We start from the raw sequence: 3,315 nt of genomic DNA, 5'->3' as shown, positions 1-3,315 counted from the left end.
GCACCGTGCTGTCCGGCCGCCTGCAGGCCGGCGAAGGTGCGGGCCGCGTGCTGGGCCTGATGCTCAACACCCTGCCCGTGCGCGTGCGCCTGGGCGACGACGGCGCGCGGGATGGCCTGCGCGGCGTTCACCGCCAGCTGGCGCGGCTGACACGGCACGAGCATGCCTCGCTGGTGCTCGCGCAGCGGTGCAGCGCCGTGGCCGCACCGGCGCCGCTGTTCAGCGCGCTGCTGAACTACCGGCAGGGGCAGGCGGCGCCCTTGTCCGAGACCGGCCCCGGCGACGCGAACGGCGCCGAGGGGCGCACCAACTATCCCTTCAGCCTGGACATCGACGACGACGGCAATGACAGCCTGCGCATCATGGCGCTGGTGCCACCGGAGCTCGGTGCGGATCGCATCTGCGGCTTCGTGCAGCGCGCGTTCGAGCAGCTGGCCCACGCGCTGGAGCACGCGCCCGCCGCGCCGCTGCGCAGCCTGGACGTGCTGCCGCCGGCGGAGCGCCAACGCGTGCTGGTCGAGTGGAATGCAGCGCAGGTCGAAGCAGTCCCGGAACAGTGCCTCCACGCGCTATTCGAGGCCCAGGCCGAACGCACGCCGCGGGCCACCGCGCTGGTGCATGGAGACACGCAGCTCGGCTACGCCGCGCTGAATGCACAGGCCAACCGCCTGGCGCACCATCTGCGCAGCCTCGGCATCGCGCCCGACAGCCGCGTGGCTCTGTGCATGCCGCGCGGCATACCGATGGTAGTGGCGATGCTGGCGGTGCTGAAGGCCGGCGGCGCCTATGTGCCGCTGGACCCGGACTATCCCACCGAGCGCCTGCGCGCGCTGCTGCAGGACTGCGGCGCCGCTGCCCTGCTGGTGCAAGGCAGCGCACCGGAGGCGATGCGCCATACCGCCGTGCCGACGCTGGACCTGGACACGGATGCGGCACTGTGGGCCGGCCGGTCCGCATCCAATCCGCCCAACAGCGTGCGACCCGGCCATCTCGCCTACGTGATCTACACCTCGGGCTCCACGGGCATGCCTAAAGGCGTGATGGTGGAGCACCGCCAGGCGGCCCACCTGGTCACGGCGATGGCGCGGCGCTACGGCATCGGCGCCGAAGACCGCGTGCTGCAGTTCGCCTCGATGGCTTTCGACGTGTCGGTCGAGGAGATCTTCTGCAGCCTCGCCTCCGGCGCAACGCTGGTGCTGCGCAGCGAAGACTGGCTGGCCGGCGCCGCGGCATTCTGGCCGCTGTGCGAGACGCACGGCATCACGTTTGCCGACCTGCCGACGCGCTTCTGGGAGCAGCTGGCGCAGGACCGCGATGCGGCCATTCCGCGCACGCTGCGCCAGCTGTTCGTCGGCGGCGAAGCCGTCACCCAAGCGGCGCTGGCACGCTGGTTCGCGCGCCCCGGCCACCGGCCGCGCCTGTCCAACGCCTATGGCCCGACCGAGGCCACCGTCAACGCGACGCTGAACGACCTCAGCGGCGACCCTGCCGGCTGGACCTCGATCGGCCGGCCGATCGCCGGCACGCGCATCTACCTGCTCGATGCGCATGGCCGCCCCGTGCCGGCGGGCGCCGTCGGCGAGCTGTGCATCGCCGGCGCCGGCGTGGCGCGCGGCTACCTGGACCGGCCGCAGCAAACGGCCGAGCGCTTCGTCGCGGACCCGTTCGGCAGCGAACCCGGTGCGCGGATGTACAAAACCGGCGACCTCGCGCGCCACCTGCCCGACGGCAGCATCGCGTTCGTCGGCCGCAACGACTTCCAGGTCAAGCTGCGTGGCTTCCGCATCGAGCTGGGCGAGATCGAGGCCAGGCTGCTGCGCCAGCCCGGCGTGCGCGAGGCCGTGGTGCTGGCGCGCGCCGACCGGCCCGGCCATCCTGAAGACCGGCGGCTGGTGGCCTACTGGGTGGGTGACGCTGGGGCCGATGCGGCAAGCTTGCAGGCAGCGCTTGCCGCCGAACTCCCGGCGCACATGGTGCCCGGCGCCTGGGTGCAACTGGATGCCCTGCCGCGCACGCCCAGCGGCAAGCTCGACCGCCAGGCACTGCGCGCACCCACGGCCGACGCCGATGCCGCCCTTGCCTACGAAGCACCGCAAGGCGAGGTGGAAACCCGCCTCGCGCGGATCTGGGCCGAGGTGCTCGGCGTCGAGCGCGTCAGCCGGCACGACGACTTCTTCTCGCTCGGCGGCCATTCGCTGCTGGCGATCCGGCTGACCGAACGCATGCGGCAGGCCGGCCTGGCGGTCGACGTGCGCACGCTGTTCGGCACGCCCACGCTGTCGGCGCTGGCCGCCGCGGCCCATGGCGGCAGCGGCCTGGTGCGGGTGCCGCCCAACGGCATCGCCGAAGGATGCAAGGCCATCGCGCCTGAAATGCTGCCGCTGGTCGCGCTCGACCAGGCGCAAATCGACCGCATCGCCGCCACGGTGCCCGGCGGCGCCGCCAACGTGCAGGACATCTATCCGCTGGCGCCGCTGCAGGAAGGCATCCTGTTCCATCACCTGATGGGCGACCCCGGCGACGTGTACCTAGAAACCACGCTGTTCGGCACCGACACGCGCGAACGGGTCGAGGCGATCCGCGACGCGCTGCAGGCCGTTCTGGACCGCCACGACATCCTGCGCACCGCGTTCGCCTGGGAAGGGCTGGCCGAGCCGGTGCAGGTGGTGTGGCGGCACGCGCCGCTGCCCTTTTACGAAGTGCGGCTCGATGCGGCCGACGGCGACGTCGGCGACCAGCTGCGCGCGCGCTTCGATCCGCGGCACCACCGCATCGACGTGCGCCGCGCGCCGCTGCTGCAGCTGCATGCCGCCCACGATGCCACGCACGGCCGCTGGATGCTGCTGCTGGTGTTCCATCACCTGGTGGCCGACCACACCACGGTCGGCCTGCTGCAGGACGAAATGCGGCTGCTGCTGGAAGGCCATGCCGATCGGCTGCCCGATCCGCTGCCGTTCCGCAATTTCGTGGCGCAGGCGCGGCTGGGCATTCCGGCCGCCGAGCACGAGGCCTTCTTCAGCCGCATGCTGGGCGACGTGGACGAACCCACCTCGCCGTTCGGCCTGGACGACGTGCGTGGCGACGGCTCGCGGCTGGCCACTGGCTGGCAGCAGCTCGACGGCGCGCTTGCGGCCCGGCTGCGCCGCCAGGCCAGGGCCCTGGGCGTGAGCACGGCGAGCCTGTTCCACCTGGCCTGGGCGCTTGTGCTGGCACGCACCGCCAGCCGCGACGACGTGGTGTTCGGCACCGTGCTGTTCGGCCGCATGCAGGGCGGCGAATGCGCGTATTTTTTTATGTGCCTGTTCCTCAACAAGG

1 protein-coding gene is annotated in these 3,315 nt (G+C 72.2%); it reads left to right on the top strand.

Annotated elements, in window-relative coordinates; translation table 11 throughout:
• The coding region (locus H0U68_RS09055) for an amino acid adenylation domain-containing protein (RefSeq protein WP_296354785.1) at positions 1 to 3,315 on the top strand (3,315 nt) is incomplete at both ends.

The organism is Ramlibacter sp. (assembly GCF_013697775.1).
Taxonomy (GTDB): Bacteria; Pseudomonadota; Gammaproteobacteria; order Burkholderiales; family Burkholderiaceae_C; genus Ramlibacter.
The sequence above is the reverse complement of the archived record's forward strand: the minus strand, read 5'-3'. Positions and strand labels throughout refer to the sequence as shown.